At 64.6% G+C, this 17,951-nt stretch carries 25 protein-coding genes; all 25 read right to left on the minus strand.

The genetic code is table 11. The features are described from left to right. Positions 1 to 28: 28 nt before the first annotated feature. The 25 genes from AC2A1N_RS04190 to AC2A1N_RS04310 all read right to left on the minus strand — a co-directional run bounded on the left by AC2A1N_RS04190 (position 29) and on the right by AC2A1N_RS04310 (position 17,950). Positions 29 to 718: a head decoration protein gene (locus AC2A1N_RS04190; RefSeq protein WP_478489653.1), complete on the minus strand. Its 690-nt coding sequence runs from the start codon at positions 716 to 718 to the stop codon at positions 29 to 31. Between the two features lie 2 nt (positions 719 to 720). Beyond that, a complete protein-coding gene (locus AC2A1N_RS04195; RefSeq protein WP_484371572.1) occupies positions 721 to 2,082 on the minus strand; it encodes a S49 family peptidase in 1,362 nt (453 codons plus the stop codon). Continuing rightward, positions 2,072 to 3,619: a phage portal protein gene (locus tag AC2A1N_RS04200; RefSeq protein WP_313286937.1), complete on the minus strand. Its 1,548-nt coding sequence runs from the start codon at positions 3,617 to 3,619 to the stop codon at positions 2,072 to 2,074. The genes AC2A1N_RS04195 and AC2A1N_RS04200 overlap by 11 nt, the downstream gene beginning before the upstream one ends. Further along, positions 3,546 to 3,761: a phage head-tail joining protein gene (locus tag AC2A1N_RS04205; protein WP_049461274.1), complete on the minus strand. Its 216-nt coding sequence runs from the start codon at positions 3,759 to 3,761 to the stop codon at positions 3,546 to 3,548. The genes AC2A1N_RS04200 and AC2A1N_RS04205 overlap by 74 nt, the downstream gene beginning before the upstream one ends. Position 3,762: 1 nt before the next feature. Beyond that, on the minus strand, positions 3,763 to 5,802 hold the full coding sequence (locus AC2A1N_RS04210; RefSeq protein ID WP_484371575.1) for a terminase gpA endonuclease subunit: 2,040 nt from the start codon (positions 5,800 to 5,802) through the stop codon (positions 3,763 to 3,765). 22 nt (positions 5,803 to 5,824) lie between these two features. Then, positions 5,825 to 6,328 carry a DUF1441 family protein gene (locus AC2A1N_RS04215; RefSeq protein WP_008265668.1) on the minus strand — a complete coding sequence of 168 codons (504 nt, stop codon included), beginning with the start codon at positions 6,326 to 6,328 and terminating at the stop codon, positions 5,825 to 5,827. Between the two features lie 303 nt (positions 6,329 to 6,631). Continuing rightward, a complete protein-coding gene (locus tag AC2A1N_RS04220) occupies positions 6,632 to 6,892 on the minus strand; it encodes a DUF1064 domain-containing protein (protein ID WP_484371577.1) in 261 nt (86 codons plus the stop codon). Positions 6,893 to 7,020: 128 nt separating this feature from the next. Continuing rightward, on the minus strand, positions 7,021 to 7,608 hold the full coding sequence (locus AC2A1N_RS04225; protein WP_053497189.1) for a hypothetical protein: 588 nt from the start codon (positions 7,606 to 7,608) through the stop codon (positions 7,021 to 7,023). Positions 7,609 to 7,729: 121 nt separating this feature from the next. After that, complete coding sequence (locus tag AC2A1N_RS04230) at positions 7,730 to 8,200, minus strand: lysis system i-spanin subunit Rz (protein WP_484371579.1); 471 nt, start codon at positions 8,198 to 8,200, stop codon at positions 7,730 to 7,732. Continuing rightward, the gene (locus AC2A1N_RS04235) at positions 8,197 to 8,511 is read right to left on the minus strand and encodes a hypothetical protein (RefSeq protein WP_032129818.1); all 315 of its coding nucleotides are present in this window, start codon (positions 8,509 to 8,511) and stop codon (positions 8,197 to 8,199) included. Before AC2A1N_RS04235 ends, AC2A1N_RS04230 begins: the two co-directional genes overlap by 4 nt. After that, the gene (locus tag AC2A1N_RS04240; protein WP_484371581.1) at positions 8,508 to 8,996 is read right to left on the minus strand and encodes a glycoside hydrolase family 24 protein; all 489 of its coding nucleotides are present in this window, start codon (positions 8,994 to 8,996) and stop codon (positions 8,508 to 8,510) included. Before AC2A1N_RS04240 ends, AC2A1N_RS04235 begins: the two co-directional genes overlap by 4 nt. Positions 8,997 to 9,066: 70 nt before the next feature. Further along, on the minus strand, positions 9,067 to 9,831 hold the full coding sequence (locus AC2A1N_RS04245) for a DNA adenine methylase (RefSeq protein ID WP_484371583.1): 765 nt from the start codon (positions 9,829 to 9,831) through the stop codon (positions 9,067 to 9,069). 222 nt (positions 9,832 to 10,053) lie between these two features. Then, the gene (locus tag AC2A1N_RS04250; RefSeq protein WP_484371585.1) at positions 10,054 to 10,545 is read right to left on the minus strand and encodes a GIY-YIG nuclease family protein; all 492 of its coding nucleotides are present in this window, start codon (positions 10,543 to 10,545) and stop codon (positions 10,054 to 10,056) included. A 121-nt stretch (positions 10,546 to 10,666) separates the two neighbouring features. Next, entirely contained in the window at positions 10,667 to 11,608 is a 942-nt protein-coding gene (locus tag AC2A1N_RS04255) for a hypothetical protein (RefSeq protein ID WP_484371587.1), read from the minus strand. 60 nt (positions 11,609 to 11,668) lie between these two features. Further along, on the minus strand, positions 11,669 to 11,875 hold the full coding sequence (locus AC2A1N_RS04260) for a hypothetical protein (protein ID WP_484371589.1): 207 nt from the start codon (positions 11,873 to 11,875) through the stop codon (positions 11,669 to 11,671). A 569-nt stretch (positions 11,876 to 12,444) separates the two neighbouring features. Then, positions 12,445 to 12,687 (minus strand): hypothetical protein, encoded by a 243-nt coding sequence (locus AC2A1N_RS04265; RefSeq protein ID WP_484371591.1) that lies wholly within the window; start codon positions 12,685 to 12,687, stop codon positions 12,445 to 12,447. After that, the gene (locus tag AC2A1N_RS04270; protein ID WP_484371593.1) at positions 12,680 to 13,477 is read right to left on the minus strand and encodes a phage antirepressor KilAC domain-containing protein; all 798 of its coding nucleotides are present in this window, start codon (positions 13,475 to 13,477) and stop codon (positions 12,680 to 12,682) included. Before AC2A1N_RS04270 ends, AC2A1N_RS04265 begins: the two co-directional genes overlap by 8 nt. Further along, entirely contained in the window at positions 13,470 to 13,997 is a 528-nt protein-coding gene (locus AC2A1N_RS04275; protein ID WP_484371595.1) for an HNH endonuclease signature motif containing protein, read from the minus strand. Before AC2A1N_RS04275 ends, AC2A1N_RS04270 begins: the two co-directional genes overlap by 8 nt. Then, the gene (locus tag AC2A1N_RS04280) at positions 13,987 to 14,481 is read right to left on the minus strand and encodes a hypothetical protein (protein ID WP_484371597.1); all 495 of its coding nucleotides are present in this window, start codon (positions 14,479 to 14,481) and stop codon (positions 13,987 to 13,989) included. Before AC2A1N_RS04280 ends, AC2A1N_RS04275 begins: the two co-directional genes overlap by 11 nt. Positions 14,482 to 14,546: 65 nt before the next feature. Next, positions 14,547 to 15,077 (minus strand): hypothetical protein, encoded by a 531-nt coding sequence (locus AC2A1N_RS04285; protein WP_484371599.1) that lies wholly within the window; start codon positions 15,075 to 15,077, stop codon positions 14,547 to 14,549. Further along, on the minus strand, positions 15,064 to 15,618 hold the full coding sequence (locus tag AC2A1N_RS04290) for a hypothetical protein (protein WP_484371637.1): 555 nt from the start codon (positions 15,616 to 15,618) through the stop codon (positions 15,064 to 15,066). Before AC2A1N_RS04290 ends, AC2A1N_RS04285 begins: the two co-directional genes overlap by 14 nt. A 22-nt stretch (positions 15,619 to 15,640) precedes the next feature. Next, positions 15,641 to 16,642 carry a YdaU family protein gene (locus tag AC2A1N_RS04295; protein WP_478489671.1) on the minus strand — a complete coding sequence of 334 codons (1,002 nt, stop codon included), beginning with the start codon at positions 16,640 to 16,642 and terminating at the stop codon, positions 15,641 to 15,643. Continuing rightward, positions 16,639 to 16,953, minus strand: a complete 315-nt coding sequence (locus AC2A1N_RS04300; RefSeq protein ID WP_143569542.1) for a hypothetical protein — start codon at positions 16,951 to 16,953, stop codon at positions 16,639 to 16,641. Before AC2A1N_RS04300 ends, AC2A1N_RS04295 begins: the two co-directional genes overlap by 4 nt. A gap of 71 nt (positions 16,954 to 17,024) precedes the next feature. Further along, positions 17,025 to 17,351 carry a hypothetical protein gene (locus tag AC2A1N_RS04305; RefSeq protein WP_049468150.1) on the minus strand — a complete coding sequence of 109 codons (327 nt, stop codon included), beginning with the start codon at positions 17,349 to 17,351 and terminating at the stop codon, positions 17,025 to 17,027. Continuing rightward, the gene (locus AC2A1N_RS04310) at positions 17,348 to 17,950 is read right to left on the minus strand and encodes a hypothetical protein (RefSeq protein WP_241898607.1); all 603 of its coding nucleotides are present in this window, start codon (positions 17,948 to 17,950) and stop codon (positions 17,348 to 17,350) included. The genes AC2A1N_RS04305 and AC2A1N_RS04310 overlap by 4 nt, the downstream gene beginning before the upstream one ends. Position 17,951: the final 1 nt, after the last annotated feature.

Consider the following 17,951-nt stretch of genomic DNA (forward strand, 5'->3'; position numbering starts at 1 on the left):
AGCGGGTGAAGAGGGAGCTGCTCGGCGGTCAGCCGCCGGCAGCGGCTGCGATGGTGATGGTGTCGCTGATGGCTTCGCCCAGATCGGTGGCCGTCACCTTGAGGGTGTAGTCGCCCGCTGCGCTCAGCGTCGCGGCATCCCAGGTGATGACGCCGCCCACGGCCGCCTTCGCACCGCCGCCGGCCAGGTTTCCGGTGCCGCTGGCCTTGGCCAGAGTGGCGCTGACGGTGCTGCCGGTGACCAGGGCACCAAAGACGTCCTTGACGTGTACCACGATCGGGCCCAGCGCAACCCCGGCGGTGCCGGTCAGCGGTTCGGACACGAACACCAGGTGATCGGCTGCGTTCGACGCGATCGGCTGCTGGGTCCAGCGGGTGATGATTCCCGACTCAGCCAGGCTCAGCGCGGCCAGCAACTTCTGATCGTCGGTAACGCCGTCAGCCCAGACCAGCTTTTCGCCAAAGACCTCTGCATCGCGTGCGATCGCTGCGCCCTTCACCGGCAGCTCGCCAGCGTTCGCACCGGTATCCACCGGGCCGTAGAGCACCTTCACTGCATCGGCACCGTTGGCGGCCACGGTATTGTCGGCCTTGAGCAGGGTGCCGGCGGACAGCATGCCCTGCCCGGCCGGCAGACGGATCAGTTCGCGGCTGCGCTCGCCGGCTGCTTCGGACAGCAGGAATTCGCCGGTGCGGGTGCCGGCCAGAGAGATTTCCATCGTCAGTTACCTCGGTTCTTGTAGATGTTGTTGGGGTTCAGCTGCGCCTTCATTTCGGCGGCTCGTTGATCGGCCATGGAGGCCGGGTGTGCGGTGACGACCTGAGTATTCCGGCCCTCTTCCGCCTTCATCGACAACAGCTGTGCACGCACCGTGTCGAGGTCGGTGTTCTTCTCGATGAAGCTGGCCGCGATCGTGTCATCGCCACGCAGTGCAGCCGCGCATGCATCCTGGACTGCGGTCGCGTACTCGATCGCGCTTGCCGCCTGCTCACCCTGCTGCATCGGGCGACGCAGCAATGCCACAGCGAGCGCCGGCGGTAGATCGCTGGAAGCGACCGCGGCAGCCAGCGCGGCTGCCGGGTTCTCCAAGACGGCTACCGGCGGCGCGAGTGCGGCCTCGGGTACCAACGGCGTTGCCGCTGCCTCCGGCTCGTCGTCCGGATCCGGGCCGCCCGGCGCGGGCGGCGGTGCCGCTTCGGCCGCGCCGAGGTGCGCGATCAGGTCGTGCCAGGTGCCGAGCCGGGTAGCAAAACCCACCGCCACAGCGGCCTGGCCGCGGTAGCAGGCCGCCTCGGTGGCGCGCACCGCTTCGGCTTCCATGTCGAGGTTGCGCGCGACGGTATCGACGAACAGCGTGTACATGTCCTCCAGATCCGCCATTGCCTCTGCGTGCGCTTCCTCGCTGAGGGGGAAGTTGGGGTTGAAGTCGACCTTGCGGGCACCTGCGAAAAGCGGGGTGACCTTCAGGCCGATCTGTGCGTTGTTGCCACTCCAGTCATGGTGGAAGCGGACCACGCCCACCGACCCGACGCCGCCGGTGCGGCTGACCCAGATCTCGTCGCACGCCGAAGCGAGGGCGAATCCGGCGGAGTACGCGTGGTCATCGACCAGTGCATACATCGGCTTCCTGCCACGCGCCTCGAAGATGTGGTCGACCAGGTCAAAGCAGCCAGACGCCATGCCGCCCGGCGTGTCCAGCCGCAGGATGATGGAGGTCACCGCATCATCGTTGAGCAGTTCATCGAAGAAGTCGCGCACCGCGGCGTAGCTCACCGGACCTGGGCCGCTGGCGCCGGGCATCGGCCGGTTGACCATTGCACCGGACAGGTTGATCACACCGATCAGTTTCTGGGCGACGCCCACCGGCTGCCCGTCGGCGCCGGACACTTCGAAGCGGTCGGCCTTCAGCACGCTGTCGTCGCTGGTGACCTTCCCTTCCAGATAGCCGCCCACCAGTGCCTCGCCGATGGTCGGCTGCACCAGCAACGGCTGATTGAGGACCGCGGCCGCGAGCGAGGCCACCACAGGCGCACGGCTGCCGCGACCCAGCATTCGGGCCAAGAGGCCAGGCTTACTCGTCATCGTCATTCCCTTCATCGTTGTTGGCGCCAGGGGCGCCGGGTTTGTCGTCCTGCCGGGCACCGGAGGCGTTCGTACGCCTCGGGTCGCTGTCGTAGCGAAGCCCGGCCGCGTCTGCGCGCTCGTTGTCCAGCGCCTGCTCAGCGTCGACCTGTTCGGGATCCTCGCCAGCGCCCAGCACCACCTTGCTGCGTGATTTGAAGCCGGCCCGCACAGCCTTGAGTTCGGACGTCACGTCCTGCACCGGGTGGCTCCACGGCCAACCCTCGGGCACCCACAGGGTTTCGGTCACGTCGTCGCGAAGGGCCGCATACCGTGGCACCTTCAACAGACCAGCCAGCACCGCCTGATCAATGAAGGCGTCGCGAACCTTCTGGCAGAACATGGGGATCATGTAGAGCCACTGGTCCTGCTCGATGACACGGCGGAACTCGTTGAGGATCAGGCGCAGCGCGCGGTCGGAGACGTTGCGCAGGTCGCCGGTGAGCACCTCGTAGGGCACGTCCTGGCTGGCGCAGATCGCCAGCAGGTGACCACGCAGGAACTCCGCATAGTCAGAGCCGGCACTGGGCGGATTGGCGAAGTCGATTTTCCGACCCGGTGGCAGCTCCTGCAGCGTGCCGGGTTCCAGGCCACCGATGGCCGTCCCATCGGCGTCCTCACCGGTGATCAGATCTCCGACGGCATCGCCCTCGTCGCCATCAACGCTGGCATCTGATGTGATGAAGCCTGCGAACAGGTTGGCCAGCGCCTGCCGTTCCAGCACAGCGTCATCGAGGCGGTCCAAGTTGAACATGCGCAGCAGAGCCGGAGCGGAGCGTGGTACGCCCCGCATCGCACCGGCGCGGCTCGGCCGGAAGAGGTGCAGCACCTGCTCCGCAGGCACACGCACCAACTCGTTGCCGTTGACGGTCTGCTGCAGATCCCCGGGATGTTCCCGGTACATCCAGTAGGCCACACGGCGCCCGATGCGATCGACCTCAATGCCTTGTCGAATCGCGTTTCCGTTGCTGGCCACGCCGTTGTAGTGCTGCGGGCACTGCTCCGATTCGATCAGCTGCACCTGCAGCGGCACCGGCAAGCCGTCCTCGGGCCGCCGGTAGCGGAGCCGGGCGAACACCTCGCCGGCTTCGTTCCACTCGCGCCAGGACAGCGCCTGCAGGCCCTCCCAGCCCAGCACGCCGTCTGCATCAGCGTACTTGCCCCAGCGGGTCCACAGCTTGGTGAGCTTCTTCTTGTGCTCCTTCGACCCCCAAACTGGCTTTGCCTGGATGCCCGTGGCGATGCCGTTGGATACGCTCTTGTTGAGCGCACTGACCATCCACGGGTCATTGCGGGCCAGATGCCGTGCCCGGGCCAGCAATGTGGACAGGCCCGTCAATGCGGCATTGGGCCCGAGCGAGGTCGGCCGGAAAGTGCGCAGGCGTCGGCCATTGCCGGCGGCGCGGTAAGGGCCTTCGGCGATATCAGACATTTCCGGTCCCCGACTGGTAGAGGCGCACGATGCGGCGACGCCGTGGCGCGCCTGATGCTTGGCCAATCTCGTCCCGCATCTGCTTCAGCAGCCGCCGCATCGAGTCCAGGCTTTGGTAAGTCACAGTTCGGTCGGCGTAGCGGACGCTCAGGACGCCCGCCGAGATAGCTGCCTCCAGCTTCGCGACCTGTTCTTTGGTAAATGCCATATCAGCGTCCCAGGTACTTGCTTCGGATGACGCGGCGGGTTCGCGTGCGCGGCGTTGGCGCCGGCGCGACGTCGTCTGCCCTCACGTCTGGGTTGTCGTCCCACGGCGCGGCCCATGCCGGCGGCGCGGTCCAGTTGATGGCCGGAACCTTCAGCCACAGCGCCATGCCTTCGGCATAGCCGCACAGGTCGAAGGCTTCGTTGCGGCGCTTGGCCAAGTTTTCCCAGCCTCGTGCCGTCCTCGATTCGGCCGTCAGCTCCGCGTAGAACGCCTCGGGCAGCCAGTCGGGAAAGTGGTAGTAGCCCGGCCCGGGCTCGGCCCGCTTGATGTTGGCGTCCACCGTGTCCTTCAGTCGGTCCACGTTGAGCAGCAGCTGTGGCACATCGCCCTTCGACCCTGATTTGCGGTCCCGGCGCTTGCTGCTGTCCGGGAAGGTCTCCCGGAACAGCCCACCCTCGCGGCGCGCGTCGCCCTTGATCAGCCTGACCCTGGCGTGCAGCTTCCTGGCCCTGAGCGAACGCCAGAACTCCAGCGCGCGCACCGAGGTGCCCGACTTGCCGCCCCAGTCGATACCCACCGCATGCACCGGCATGCTGCGGCCGGTGGCATCGTCCAGCGGGTAGCGCCGGCAGATGACTTTCTCGACCAGGCGTTCCCAGTCTTCCAGGTACTTCGGCGGGTCCAGTGGCAGGAAGCCGCCCGAACCGTCCTCCCGCTTGGAGGTGCGCAGGGTGAAGGAATCGACCACCCACCGCTCCAGTTGCCCGGATTCCCCGATGCCGAAGCCCAGCACCAGCACGACGAACCGGTTGGCCTGGACGTCGACCTCACCGAGCAGGAAACGCACGCCCGCCGGCACAGCACCCGCAGGCCAGACCTCGGCCCGCTCCTGCATCTCGTTCGGATCACTGGCAGAGCGCGCTGCCATCGGCACGTAGTTGATCGCGCCGTCGACGTTGTGCGTGGTCTTCAGCGGCCGCTCTTCACCGGTGGTGGCGAACGTCCGCAGCGCCTGGAAGTAGCGCTCGATCAGCGATTCCCAGGACTGGTAGGCGGCTGCAACACCACCCAGCCAGTAGCTGGCGATGCGCGCTTCCGGCCTTTCACCGGTGACCGTTCCGTCGGCGTGCACGACCTGGCCCTCCGCAGCCCACACGCCGCCGCGGTTCATCCCGTCCTTCCACCGGTGCTGCAGGCCCACACCGCAGTGCGGACAGTGCAGAAGCGAGTAATGCCGCGCCATCTTCTGCACGTCGTCCAGCACGACCCGTTCGAGCAGTTCCTCCATCGGCGGTAGCGCGAAGCCGTCATAGCCTGGCGCTGCCTGAAACCGCTCGCCGCACTCCGGGCATGGCCAGTACCAGCGTCGGCGGTCGCCGCGCGCGTACAGCGCCGCGATGCCGGCCGCCGGCGGGCCTTGGTGTGGGTGCAGAGGCTTCCACGCACCGTCGGCGTAGTCGGTTGCCGGGCTCGATTCGGCCACCACCATGCCGGCGGACATGTAGGTCTGCGTGCGCTTCAGGCCAAGGCCGAAGCACTCGTCGATAGTCAGGTCGCCGGTGTAGTTGTCCACGTCCGTCATCAGGACGTCGTGGATGTCCTTGCCCGACAGCACCGACACCGACGGCCAGCCCATGCGCAACGACATTCCCGACCGGAAGAACTTCAGCAGGATGTTGTCGTCGTGAGCACGCGGGCTCAGCCTGGAGCGCAGCTCCGGGCTGGCGGCGATGCTGCGGGCGATACGGGTCTTGCTGTAGTCCTCGGCCGCATCCTTGGACATCTGCACAACCATGGCGTCGGCCGGGTTGCAGGTGATCAGGTAGGCCAAGCGCGCATCGATCAGCGAGATGGTCTTGCCAGACCGCGCCGGCCCTACGAACACCACCGCCTCGTAGTGGCGGCTACCGGTCGTGTCCAGCGGCTCGACCATGTAGGGCGTCGTGTCTGGATCCCAAGATCCGGCTGCGCCGGCGGCATTGGCCACCTGCAGCACGCGCGCTCCCTCGCTCACCCTGATGCGGCGCGGCGGCCGGATCATCTCGGCAACGCCTTGGCGCACGCTACGCGCTGTCGCGTACGTCGTCATCGGTGATGCCCTCGTACATGGATTGCCGGACGCGATCGCACTCGTCCTGCACCTTGACCACCTGCTCCGGCGTGAGCCCGGCCTTGCGCTCGAGCACGTCAGGTAGCGTGTCGAAGAACTGCACGACCTTCTTCACCAGCTCGGCGTAGTCGGCCTCGACCTCTGCGGCCGGCACCAGCTGCCCAATGGTCGACTCGACCTTCAGGCGCTCGTTCTCCGACTGGTAGTAGGCGCGGCGCTCCATCGGCGGCAGGTCGCGCGGATCGACCACGCCCTCCGCGCCGAACGCCGCGGCACCCGGGTTCACCAGCGCCGGTGCTGCATCGGCCAGACGATAGACGTCGTGCCCAGCGCGCTTGGTCAGCGGCGGGACGCCGGCCTCCTTCAGCCGCTTGCTGGCCGTTCGGCGGTCCATTCCGAACTCATCCGCCAGCCTGGCCACGGACCAGCCCTTGGTGAATTCGTGGATGTCGGCCATGTGCTACTCGATGCGCAACCTATTCAGCTATGAAAATTGGGTTTCTCCCGGGAAAACCCGCCAAAACCGTGCCCTGTGGTGGAGCACCACAGAGGCCGAAAAACTGTCTTTGACCGGGGTCCGAATTCCCCCCGGTTGCTGTGGACAGCCTCGGGGGCCCCGTCCGCAGAACCCGCGCCTGCTCGTGTGGCAGCCGTCGCCCTGCCCGCACACTGATGTCAATGCGGTCCATCAGAACTCCTCCACTTCCCAACCACCGCCATCCCGCTTACGCCTGATCTTCACGGCGATGAAGCGGAAGGGCTACATGGAAGCTGCGATCTTGATCTTGGCCCGTGCGTCGTCCTGCCAGTGCCCCTTCACCTCGTGGCACTCCATGACGCCGTCGGCAGCCATGACCGCAAAGTCCGGGGTGTAGAACGTGTTGTCGGCCAGGCGCAGCTTCATGCCCTCGAACCGGTGCCACTGGACCTCGCCCGCAGCCTGCAGCGCACGCAGCCGCGCGGCATACGCAGCCTCGGTCTTGTTCATCTCGCCGGTCTTCAGCCGGCCAAGCGCCAGCATGTGGCGCTCCATCCCGTTAATTCGTCCCATCGACGAAGCACCTCGGAATCTGTCACCTGCATTGCTGAGGCGCTTGGACACGCCAGAAGTAGATGCCCGGCCAGCGCTTTCGCTGGCCGGGCCTGGCCTTAGTTCGTCAGCACGATCAGCTGGAACTTGGCATTCACGCCCCACGAGCCGCCACCGCCCCCCGAAGCGCCCAGGCTCAGGCTGAAGCTGCTGCCACCACCAAAGGACGAGCCGCCGGAGAACTGGATTCCCATGCCACCGCCGAACTCCTGTCGGACGCTTCCGGACCAACCACCGCCGAAGTCATACGTGATGCCGGCACTTGCAGGGGAGATGTCGATCGCGGTGTTCTTGAACTGGACCTTGGCGGAGCCAGACAGCTTGCCGTTGCTGTCGAAGGTGCCGGTCAGTCGGGCCTCTTCGTTACCCACGCCGTAGCCGACCGTACCAGTGACGCGTTCGTTCTGGTACTTCAGATTCAGGAACGAGTCGTTCTCGCCCACCTTGACCTGCGCATTGCCCGTCTTTACCTCACCGCTGACGGCGGTGCCGTCGATGTTGCCGGTGAAGCTCGCACCCACGGGGCGCCCATTTTCGTTCACGACGCTGCCGCTGACCTGCCAGCCACTATCGTCCATCGGCTGATCGATCGTGCCACCGCCTGCGCGCTGCATCATGTAGTCGTCCTTGTGTTCGTTCTTGCTCATTGAATTGCTCCTTAGTTGTTGCCTTTGCGGCGGTAGTCGGTGCAACGGCCTATCCGAGGCACCAAAACGGCAGAGGGCCGCTCAAGGCGGCCCTCAGATAAAAGTTGACTCCAGATTTCGGTCAGTGCTGATCGCGATCCACCCGGATCACTGCTTGGCATGCTCGGAGCTGGTCGTCGGCGTCGGTGACGATCTGAACAGCAGCTCCGACAACCTCTGGACGTAATTCGGCTCGCGCATCACGTTCGGCGGCGCCGGCGGCAGCTTCGGACAGGCGAGCGGTGTGGCAGGTGGCGAGGTCGTCGCGCAACTGGAGACGCCCAGCGCGCAGGTCAGCCACAACAGCAGCGGGGACGGTCGCGGCCGCAGTGCGGTCTTCTTCATGCTTAGCTCCAATGTCGGCCAGCTGCAGAGCCTTGCTCTGCTCGGTGGCACGGGTCTCGTTCACCTGGTCGGCGACTGCCGATGCGCCGGCGGCGCGCAGGGTGGCGTCGCTGGCATCGGCCCGGTCGCCACGCCACGCCCAGCCAGCACCGAACATTGCGCCTGACCACAGGACGAAGGCAGCAACCGCGATGGTGATTCGGTTCATTCGGACCCTCCTGCCCTGATGGTGTCGCTGTCCGGGTCAAACGGCGGCGGCTCCAAGCCGGCCGCGCGCATCAACCCTTCCAGCCGGTAGATGTGGCGGATCAGGCGCAGTTCCCTGGCCTCCATGCGGCCAACCCTTTCGCCCAGCCGGGTCACTTCCTCGCGCATCAGCTGGATCACGTTGACCTCGGCTCCTTCTCTGGCTGTCTCTACGAACTGCTTGCGCCACCACAGCGCCACACCGCCAGCCCCAACCATCAGGCCGCCGACGGCGGTGCCGATTGCCTGCCAATCCACGTCGACCCCGATCATGGCGCCACCGTCCCGCCGGCCTTGCGGTAAACCGCCAGCAGGTCGGCCAGCTTGTGTTCGTGCTGGCCGTACCCCGCGCCGGGCAGGCTCGCCCAGATCTTGCGGACGGCCTTGATGGCGTCCTCGATCTTGCCCGCCTGGATCAGCGGCAGCGCGCGGCGCTCCCGGATTTGCTGCAACGCAATCAGGTCCTGGCTCAGAGGCGAGAAGTCCTTCAGGCCGAGCGTCTTTTTGTAGGCATCGTAGTAGCGGCGCAGCAGCTGGTAGCGGCCGGCTGCGGTCGACTGGATCTTGAGCTTCGGCAGGTCCACCAGCACGCGAGGATGGTCGGCGTAGCCCCGGAACAAGCCGCCACCGACCAGCACGTCGTAGCCGCGGTCGTTCGTGGGCTGCCTGCCGTTGTCTGTCCCTTCGGACCAAGCCAGCATGTCGAGAAAGGCCACGACGTTCACGCCGCCAGCCTGTTGGGGTGTGATCTGCGTCATTTTGGTTCCTGCATAGGTTCAGCCCCGCCACGTAGGCAGAGCACGAGACCCAGCCAGACCCGATGTCCGGCTAGGTTGTATAAATGAGCTCGCTCCGCGCAACACCCACACCGCCGCCAACGGTGTAGCGGATTGGGACACTGACGCGAGTGAAGCGGTCGAACAGTGCCCGCATAGCGGGATGATCGTTGATGGTCAGGATTGCCCTGCCCTTGAGCCGGGCCATGGTTTCTACCAGCAGCTCGTACTGATCCATACCGAACTCGCTTCCATAGCCCGTCGTCTCCCAGTAGGGAGGATCGAGAAGGAACAACGTCTCGGGTCGGTCATACTTCTCGATGCAGCGCTGCCACGGCAACTGCTCAATCACTACACCTTGCAGCCGCAGGTGGGCATCGCTGAGATCCTGTTCCAACCGGAGCAGGTTGATGCGCTTCACTGCCGTCGGGCCTACACCCAACGACTGACTATCTACCTTTCCGCCAAAGCTCAGTTTCTGCAGGTAGTAGAACCGCACGGCACGCTGGATGTCGGTAAGCGTGTCGACGTGCTGCAGTTGGGCCCAACGGTACATTTCCCGGCTGGTCAGCGACCACCGGAAGTGCCGAACGAACTCGTCCAGGTGGTTGGCGACCACTCGGTACAACCTCACCAGCTCTCCGTGCGTGTCGTTCAGAACTTCAATCTTGGCCGGTGCACGCTCGAACAGCATGGCGGCGCTGCCAGCAAAGGCTTCGACGTAGCAGGTATGGGGCCGCTCGTTGATCAGCGGCAGCAGGTGCTTCGCCAGGCGTGTCTTACCGCCCGGCCAGGGGAACAATGTCTTTGTCTTCAAGTCTCAACCTGTGCGACATTCGTTAAGCAAACTGCGCGCGCTCTCCGGAGAGCGGCAGAGCTTAGGCCAATGGCACGCGGCTGAAACGCGTGTACTGCGGCGGCGCCCCGCTGCTGGCAGGCATCGGGGCGTCGCTCTGTTTGATGATCGGGCTTCGCACTCAGCAACAACGAACCGCAGGCCTGGACCTCCCGAGTCCAGGCCTGCGGCCGCCACAACCTTCTAGATTCCGGCCGCAGTCCTTACAGCTGTCGTTCGTCGGCGCTTCTCGCGATATGCGTTCTTCCGATGAGCCTCGATGAGACGCTTCATGGCAAAAACCTTCTGAAGGTCCACATCCTCAAGCGCCCAGTCCTTGACTCTGGACATATGGGCCTCGATGGCGACGTTTAGTGCCTGCTTGTGAGCCACATTAGCCCAATCGAATCGGAACCACTCACCATTGGAGCCGAACGGCGCCAGTTCAACGTGAAGTTCCTTCTCAATCAATCTGGCCTGTGCCCTACTCATGCACTTGACCATGCCCGCCCTGACCAAAGGGATTGGACATCCCGTCTGGATCGCTCCAATTCGCGAGTAAGGATCGTCACTTACTCCGATCTTCACGTACATGGGGCCTTGCGCGTCGCGAGCCATCAACACGTATACGTAGCATCGACCGAGGGCCCAGCGCCCATTGCAGTCGTACACCCCGTTATGCACTTTGTCGCCCATGGTCCCAATTGGACACGAACTGTGGTTCCTACTGCAACTGCGGTAAGGTTCCTTACCGCATTCGCGCGAATGCGGTAAGTTTCGCGGCGACTGCGGTAAGGTTCCTTACAGAAAAGCGTCTTCAGCCCCCTCGTGGGTCCGGCCCACCAAGGCTTGATTTAGCCTGATCCGATTCAACCCTTGTTGATCTCAGGCTAGTATTAATCTTGAAGAATGACGAATCTTGGGGAGACTTTTTCGCCCCATCAGCCGCTGCAATCATAAAGTTCAGAGATTCTAGGACTCTGTGAGCGATATCAATAGTTCGCGCCATGGCCAAGCTGCTCCCAACCGATCCTAATGCAGCATCTAAGAGTTGGAGCGCCTCATGAACGGCGTTGGCTTGCTTTGGCGTAAAGACCTTCGCACGGCTGAGACTTTCAATGATCGCCCTAGTCGAAACCCGCGGAGCGATGTCGTTAGCCCTGCAAAGCTCCCGCAAGGATCGCTTTAGAAGCATCTTGAGTCCGGCAATTCGAGCATGATTCTTCGATTCGTCGGGAAGTGTCGATGTTGCATTCCGAAGGTCATCGAACACTGATTCCTTTTCCTTCAAGTAGTCTTTATAGAACGACCAGTTTGATCTGAACAAATGATCAGCTTCGCCTTCTCCGGTGGTTTTTGAATCCACTTCCTCCTTTGCCCATTTGGCATACGATTCATCAGTGCGGCGTTCCTCAGGCTTAGACACGACTTCCTCGACGTGCGGCTCCGCCCCCGCAGTTGTGGCATCGCCAGGGCGCGGAAGATCTGCTTCCTCGATGCGGTCGCCCACACTATTAACGTCTTGCAGCTCCAGCTTGCCGACACCAGCAAGTTCCACTGACTTCACGACCGAGCGCAGCCATGGAAGCAGGGCGATAGCGACAAAAGCCAAGTCCACTGCTTCGAGCTTGATACTGTCCGGATATCGGACACGAACAACGACGATGGCTATGGCTGCCAGAGAGATGACAATAGCACCCCACTGTCGGCTCCTTAGCCAGTGCCATGTACTAACCAACGCCCCTTTCTCATCTTCCATAGTCCCCCCGAGCGGACCGCATGTAGTCCAGACCGAATGGTCCCACACAACAACGTTCTATTAAACATGCCGGCATTCCCCAAACACCCGCAGCCTAAACTCGGCCCGACCATCTTCCAGAGCCTGTCTGATCACAGAAGTAGCTAAAGAATAGACGCGAAGGTAGTCGCTTTTTCGCATCTTTGCCGCTTTCGCGGCTGCTTGCGATGCGATCTTCTTTTCCGGCCACACCAAATCGCTAACGGCATCCTGCAGCACCAAACGCATCCGCCAACGGTCCGCTGGCTCATCCAGTCGTAGCGCAAACGCGGCTCCATTTCGACGCTCGCACTGGACCTGTCGCATCACACGCCTAGTTAGCTTCCACCCTAGCGATGCTAAGGACACTCCCTGTCCCCGCAGCGCAACCGCTACGGCTACCTGCTTGGCAACTGGATCCCGCATCAGCCCGACGGCAGCTGCAATGTCGGAGGACGTCAGTGGCTGTATGGACGACCGGCCGTTCGATGGCTCGCGGAAACTTCCACCGACGAGCATGCGGGCGATCAACTCGAGCGGATCTCGCTGTGTGGCGGGTTCCGCCATCGGCATTCTGCCCCGCACCATTTCAACTGCCGGCGGCGCCGTGGGCACGTGGGGTTTGTGTCCCCAAGCCCTGGAAGCCTGGGCTTCCGCATCTGCGCCAACGCACAGCTCACCGCGGGCGCCGCAGCGCGCGCAGACGACCTGCGCGGTGCGCCGGCCGCTGGACCTGCCCCGCGCGCGCATGCGCACCTCGTCGCTCCCGCAGTTGCCACACGGTGTCACCTCCCGGCGCATGACGACTTCCCCGGCCATCAGCTCACCTCCGGCCGCTGTGCGGCCTCAATTGCTTGGCGCATGTCTCTGCGCACCGCTTGGGCCAGACAGGCAAGGCGAGCCGCGCGGGTGAAGGCCTCGGCCAAAATCTGTTGGGCCTCGTCCTTCAGGTTCCACACGACAAGGCATTCCGAATCATTGCTGCGCACGTCTCGATCCATTGCCGCAACTGCGGCCAGCGCATGCACTGCGCGGTCCGCAAGGCTCGGATGGTCAGCCATGGACCACCTCCGCAGCCAGCTGCAAACCGGTGGCCGCGTCGGCCTGGGCCCAGGTCATCTGGTCACGGTCGATGCTCTCTGCCAGTCGCGACAGGCCCTTCGCGGTCACCAGCACCTGCTCGTATACGCGCTCCTGCTCACCGTCGGTACGCTGGATGCATGCCTTGTGCACCAGCACACCCTGCTGCAGGCGGTTCTGGTACGCCAGCCAGTTCTTGCTACCCGCCCGGCGGTAGATCCAGCCTTGCTCGGACAGCCAGGCGAACAGCTGACGCGGCTGGACCTGCAGCATCTTGGCGGCGGTGCTGATGTTGAAGGCACCGTCAGCCTGGGTCAGCCGCAGCAGCGCGCGGACCTGCGGTTCCTGGTACTGCACGCGCGCCTCAAGGATCTCGGCCTTCTCGCTGTAAGACAGCAGCAGCGCGCGCAGCGTCGCCGGATCGGTCAGCGCCTGCATCGGGTCAGGCGCCGCCGCCCCGGCCGTGAGCGCGTCATAGGCGCGGATCACCTGCAGGCTGAAGCTGGGGCTGATCCACATAGCGTAGGCATAGACCAGCTCGCGCACCACGTAGCTGCCGCCGTTGCGGCCGGCCACCGAGTGCACCGGGTAAATCCGGGAATCACCGGAGTTGACCAGCTCGGCCACCAGTTCCTCGGTCTGCTTCAGGCGCTGCCAGTCGCTGGGCTGGTGGCGCTTCGCACCACCGGATGCCTGGTGCAGGTCGTTCAGGCAGAACCTGCCCACGTCGTCGCGGCGCACAGTGACCCCGCCGATCCTCAGTTCATTCATCGTTCCCGCACTCCCGTTGTTCGGGTCCGGCCCAACGGCGACCTGTCACCACCATGGAAATGGCCGCCTCCGAAACACCGTACTGCTCAGCCATTCGCCGCTGAACGCCGCGTCCGCCATCCCGCACCAAGCGTCTGATGGTCCGGACTGAGGTCGCGTTAAGGACAGCAGCGCCGTTCTTTGAGCCAGTTGGCGCCGTGCCATGCAATTGCTTCATCGCTTCGTTCGCAGCATGCGAGACGTACATCAGATTGGCCGAACGGTTGTCATGACCGTCGCCGTTGATGTGTGCGACCTCCAGGCCAGGCCCGGCCTCCCCGTGGAATGCACGGGCGACTAGACGGTGAACGAGGTGCTTCTTGCGGTCGATCGCGATCTGGAGGTATCGGCCACCGCTGCATGGGAGACCTTTAACGACACGCCACTGCGTACGCATCGCCCCTTTGCCGTTGATCGGCCTGCAGCAGTACACCACGCCAGCGGCGTCAACCCCGTACCCGGGTTCAACTTCAACGATCATAGTTCGGCTCCTTCCATCCGATGTTTTCTTCATCCCAGCCACCGTCTCCGCTTGGCCAGACGATCTTGATTCGAAGCATGGGAAATGCCGCTGCTGCGACCTTGACCTTCACCTTCGCGTCGTCCTCGGCGAAGTACTTGCCGCCCTTCGCACGCCCTTTTACTTCTACGAGAAGGAGCTCGCCGTTAGCCAGCTGAACCACAAAGTCCGGCGTATACCTAGTGTCCTTGGCAAGCTTGAATGTCCAGCATTCGAAGCCAAACCACAGGATCTCCCCTCGCTGTCTCATTGCCTGCAACCAGTCGGCGTAGCACTGCTCGGTCTTGTTCATTTCCCCGATCTGATGCCGCACGCGACCGCGAGCCACCTTGCCGATGGGGGCAGCGCTTCCGGCGAGCTGAGCGACGCCATTTGGCCGGTAGGCGCGCGGCGCGGCCGGTGCTGGCCCGGCTGCCGGCGCACTGGCCTGCACGAGGCGGCGCATGCCGTCCGGCATGTCCTGCACGGTTGCGTAGCGCAGGGAACGGCTGGATGTCTTCTTTGGGGGCATCAGGCAGATGGCCCCATAGCGCTCCACACGCGCATTGCTCGCTGCCGGAATGCGTCGAACTCCTGCCGGGCCCGTTGCTGCGCGGCCTGGTGCTCGCGGTCCATCTGCTCGAGCATGCAGTCGAATTCGACGTTAAGCAGTGCCATCAGCTGTTCCATGGACAACCCGCCGCGCGTGCGCTGACCCGATGCTGGCGCGAGCATTGGCATGGCCAGCTGCTGCTGGCCCGAGGGCGGCGCCGGCGCACGCTCAACGCGGCCGGCCTCGGTCGCAGCCCACGTCGCCACCGGCCGCCCATCGCGGCCGCTGACGCGGTTCTCGCACCTGCGCACCAGCCCATCACCATCCAGCTCTCGCAAAAGGCCAGCCACGGCGGCCGTGCTCAGCAGCATCACCTCGCGCGGCGCGCCTGACTCGAGCGCGGCGTTGCCCATCAGCTCCAAGGCCTCCGCTGCAGTGCTCTCGCCGTGGATGCCCAAGCAGAACAGCAGCAGCTGCCGCTGGTAGGCGCGGATTTCAGCCGGCTCCATGCGTGCCTCCGAAACCCAGATCCGCCGCGGCCTGCGCCATGGCGCTGCGGGCGGCGTCGCGGTTGCGCACCACGTGCAGTTCTGGCTTGGGTGCAGGCAATGCAGTCATCGCCTCGGGCACGGCGCCGCCGTCCATGACGTGCTTCACCGCCCTCTCGTAGGCGTTGGCCAACATGCGCTGCTGCTGCGCGCCGCTCTCGGCCGTGTTGTAGGCGTGCAGGTCCAGATTCGACCGCACCAGCACGGTGAACCCGCTATGTGCTTGGCCGGGTCGCATCTGGCCATCAACCTCTGCCAGCGACGGCACGCCCAGGCACATGGCCCGGAACTGCCCGGGGTTCGGCGGCCACTGCAGCGCACTGCGCAGGCAGTTGCCCATACCGTCGGCCACCTGTCGCGGGGTGATGCCAACCAGCACCTGGAACCACAATTCACCGGCGGTGGTCAGGCTGCCCGCGTTGTTCACTGGGGCTGAGCCGTTCTCACGCACCCACTTCCCGGGAAACATGCCGGCCATCCGTTCCCACACCGTCCACAGCATGCTCACCGCGCGCTGGTCCGGCTCAGTGGTGGACGGGCTCGAACTCGACGTCGATGACGTCGCCGCCCGTTCCGCCAAAGCCGCCAACTCCCGCGCGCTGCTCGAATTGTCGCCGCTGCTCTGTGACCTGATCGGCAGAACCTGGCTGATGGCTTGCATTGGTGCCTCCGGTGGTATTGGGGTTTACGGGCATTGCGCCTGCCGCATGGCGATTGCGGGCGGTCTTGATTGCCCAAGGGAACGGGTTCGTGACCGGTGGCGATCGCGCCAGCCCTTCAGCGACCGTGTGCCCCAGCGTCTCGGGCGTCACGCCCTCCTTCAGTGCGGCCAGCAGGTCGGGGTGGCTCGGGTTGGTGGAATGGCAACCGGCCTTGCGCATCAGCAAGCACGCACGCCCCGCGTCGGTCACGCCTCCCAGAGATCCTTGAGTGAGATGTGATGTATCTGGAGTAGTAATGGGGTCTGGGGTCTGGGTACCCGTGTTCACACCTGTGTTCACACCACCTGTCACGCGTGACTCTGCGTGACATGTCACGCGTGACAACTGGTCGAGCGTCACGCGCTCGTCGCCCGTGACATGCGTGACATGGAGCGCCTTCAGCTGTGCCATCGTGACCATGCCGTCCGGCACGACGCCGACCGCGCGCAGGTCTTCGAACAGCATGGTTCTGCGTGCTCGGGTGCGCGCCTGGCGCTCAGTTTCATTGCTCTTTCGGGCATCGCGGCGGCCTTGGCCCTCGGCAATACGGCCTTGCGCCTTGGCAATTTGCTCATCGCAGCGCTTGCTGTGCCGCAATCCGTCTGCTGTCACGGGGAAGTAGCGCTCGGCGACCTTCTTGACCGCGGCCTTGTCCGCCGCAGTGATTGCGCCGGCGATGATGTACAGCTCGGCCAGGCTCTCTGGCAGCGCCTGCTCTTCCGAGTAGTAGGCCAGCATCAGCTTGAAGTAGACGCCGTGATCGGTCAGGGACAGTCGGGTCGTGTCCTTGAGGTAATCGCCTGGATACATCTCGAAGTAGATCATCGGATCTCCCCGGCACCGTGCTTGCCGCGTGCCGCAGCGCCGGGGCTGCCGACCCTGGTCAGCTCATGCTCGTTGGGCGGCAGCGTCTCCAGCCGGTAGGTCTCACCCAGGCTGTTGCGCCAGCGGTACGCCGTGGCGCGGCTCACGCCGAAGTGCCGGACAATGGCCTCAACGGTTGGGAAATCGCTGAGCTCGATTGCCCAGCGCATGAACTCCATGACGATCCTGGTGGTGTTGTAGCCGGCAAGGGCGTGCTGCGGCGCGCTGCGCCGCGGCTTCTGTACAGACAACGCCGAGGCTACGGGCGCCACGGCTGGCTCTCGCTCGGCCGGAGCGGCGCAGAGCGCAGTGCCACAGCGCAGACCGAGGGTCGGACTGATGTTCATCCTGTCGCCCCCGCATGGCCCGACACGGGAACCTCACGCCCCATCGCGGTGCTCAGCTGCCGCAGGCTGGGAAGCCGCCGCCTCGCGGCCGCCGGGTCGTTGAGGTCCTGCAGCGCGAGCTGCCAGCGGTATGCCGTCGCACGCGAAAGGCTGAATCGCTTCTGGAGCGCATCAACCCGCACCGGCTGCGGCTGCTCTTTGGCCCAGAGGACTACATCCACCATGGGCAGAAGAGGCACCACACTTTCGGGGATGCGACGGCCGGCACTGTCGAATTCGCTGACCACGGCGATTGCCCAGCTCACCATTGCACCGCCGCTCATCGCTGCGCACCCTGCACCGCTCGCGGCGCCAGATCCTGCAGGTGGCCCGACACGTAGCGCTTGGCCGTCACCAGTTCCGCCTCGAGCTGACCGATCTCGTCCAGCGCGCGGCGCAGCTCGGGTATGTCCTTCGGGCAGATGCGGCCGTCGGCCAGGACGTTGGTGATCGCTTCGAGCGTGTGACCGAACTCCACCGACAGGCGGGCCACAGCCAGCACGCCGGCATGCGGCTCCATCATCGGAATACGGGCACCGAGAAAGCCATAGCGCTGGGCCAGCTCGCGCGAGCAGGCGTCGCGCCAGTGCGGCGGCAGCGCACGAACCCACGACTCTTCCAGATCAACAGGCATCTTGACTGTGCCATTGCGGATGCGGGCAATGAGCTGGCCGTTGGACTTCAGCGCTTTTTCGGTGCTGTCGGCGTCTACACCGACATGGAAGTGCAGGATGCGCTCGGCTGGCGCTACGTCCGCCATGTACTGCTCGGCGATCGCCTGGGCGAGGCTGCTGTCGGTGTGGCCGCTGTTGCGGACGGCGTCGGTCGTGTGGCGGAACACCACCGCAGAGCGCGGCTCGTGGTACTGAGGATCAGGCTTCATT

This window comes from Stenotrophomonas maltophilia group sp. SKK55 (genome assembly GCF_057179845.1).

Coding starts and splice junctions, on each gene's coding strand:
- AC2A1N_RS04295 (WP_478489671.1), bottom strand. CDS start 16,642: ATGATCTACTTCGAGATGTATCCAGGCGATTACCTCAAGGACACGACC.
- AC2A1N_RS04220 (WP_484371577.1), bottom strand. CDS start 6,892: ATGCTGGCGCTTGGCCGGCTGAAGACCGGCGAGATGAACAAGACCGAG.
- AC2A1N_RS04260 (WP_484371589.1), bottom strand. CDS start 11,875: ATGCGTTTGGTGCTGCAGGATGCCGTTAGCGATTTGGTGTGGCCGGAA.
- AC2A1N_RS04280 (WP_484371597.1), bottom strand. CDS start 14,481: ATGCGCCGCCTCGTGCAGGCCAGTGCGCCGGCAGCCGGGCCAGCACCG.
- AC2A1N_RS04230 (WP_484371579.1), bottom strand. CDS start 8,200: ATGAACCGAATCACCATCGCGGTTGCTGCCTTCGTCCTGTGGTCAGGC.
- AC2A1N_RS04250 (WP_484371585.1), bottom strand. CDS start 10,545: ATGGGCGACAAAGTGCATAACGGGGTGTACGACTGCAATGGGCGCTGG.
- AC2A1N_RS04255 (WP_484371587.1), bottom strand. CDS start 11,608: ATGGAAGATGAGAAAGGGGCGTTGGTTAGTACATGGCACTGGCTAAGG.
- AC2A1N_RS04190 (WP_478489653.1), bottom strand. CDS start 718: ATGGAAATCTCTCTGGCCGGCACCCGCACCGGCGAATTCCTGCTGTCC.
- AC2A1N_RS04275 (WP_484371595.1), bottom strand. CDS start 13,997: ATGATCGTTGAAGTTGAACCCGGGTACGGGGTTGACGCCGCTGGCGTG.
- AC2A1N_RS04270 (WP_484371593.1), bottom strand. CDS start 13,477: ATGAATGAACTGAGGATCGGCGGGGTCACTGTGCGCCGCGACGACGTG.
- AC2A1N_RS04310 (WP_241898607.1), bottom strand. CDS start 17,950: ATGAAGCCTGATCCTCAGTACCACGAGCCGCGCTCTGCGGTGGTGTTC.
- AC2A1N_RS04235 (WP_032129818.1), bottom strand. CDS start 8,511: ATGATCGGGGTCGACGTGGATTGGCAGGCAATCGGCACCGCCGTCGGC.
- AC2A1N_RS04265 (WP_484371591.1), bottom strand. CDS start 12,687: ATGGCTGACCATCCGAGCCTTGCGGACCGCGCAGTGCATGCGCTGGCC.
- AC2A1N_RS04225 (WP_053497189.1), bottom strand. CDS start 7,608: ATGAGCAAGAACGAACACAAGGACGACTACATGATGCAGCGCGCAGGC.
- AC2A1N_RS04205 (WP_049461274.1), bottom strand. CDS start 3,761: ATGGCATTTACCAAAGAACAGGTCGCGAAGCTGGAGGCAGCTATCTCG.
- AC2A1N_RS04215 (WP_008265668.1), bottom strand. CDS start 6,328: ATGGCCGACATCCACGAATTCACCAAGGGCTGGTCCGTGGCCAGGCTG.
- AC2A1N_RS04285 (WP_484371599.1), bottom strand. CDS start 15,077: ATGGAGCCGGCTGAAATCCGCGCCTACCAGCGGCAGCTGCTGCTGTTC.
- AC2A1N_RS04290 (WP_484371637.1), bottom strand. CDS start 15,618: ATGCTGTGGACGGTGTGGGAACGGATGGCCGGCATGTTTCCCGGGAAG.
- AC2A1N_RS04305 (WP_049468150.1), bottom strand. CDS start 17,351: ATGAGCGGCGGTGCAATGGTGAGCTGGGCAATCGCCGTGGTCAGCGAA.
- AC2A1N_RS04240 (WP_484371581.1), bottom strand. CDS start 8,996: ATGACGCAGATCACACCCCAACAGGCTGGCGGCGTGAACGTCGTGGCC.
- AC2A1N_RS04210 (WP_484371575.1), bottom strand. CDS start 5,802: ATGATCCGGCCGCCGCGCCGCATCAGGGTGAGCGAGGGAGCGCGCGTG.
- AC2A1N_RS04195 (WP_484371572.1), bottom strand. CDS start 2,082: ATGACGAGTAAGCCTGGCCTCTTGGCCCGAATGCTGGGTCGCGGCAGC.